This is a genomic window from Pseudoalteromonas sp. SIMBA_162, assembly GCF_046535955.1.
Taxonomy (GTDB): Bacteria; Pseudomonadota; Gammaproteobacteria; order Enterobacterales; family Alteromonadaceae; genus Pseudoalteromonas; species Pseudoalteromonas marina.
In genome coordinates this window covers 1-235 of record NZ_JAWJBQ010001243.1, presented here as the reverse complement: position 1 = coordinate 235, position 235 = coordinate 1, and the positions used below count along the sequence as shown (strand labels likewise).

The window sequence follows — 235 nt, the reverse complement described above, 5'->3', positions numbered from 1 at the left end:
GGGCTTGGCGGCGCTTGTATTCACAGCGATCCACCAGTTTGACCACCTTGTAGACATCCTCTTCATCAAAGCCAGCGGCAATAATCGCCTCAGCACTCATATCCCCTTCAATGTAGCTAACCAAAATGGCATCCAGCACATCGTAGTCGGGGAGTGAGTCGCTATCCTGCTGATCGGGAGCAAGCTCTGCACTAGGCGGGCGCTCAATGACTCGCTCAGGAATCGCCGGAGACTG

At 54.9% G+C, this 235-nt stretch carries 1 pseudogene; it reads right to left on the bottom strand.

The window, feature by feature from the left end:
- Positions 1–235, bottom strand: a pseudogene (locus R0J88_RS23600) (NAD+ synthase); the annotation flags it as partial.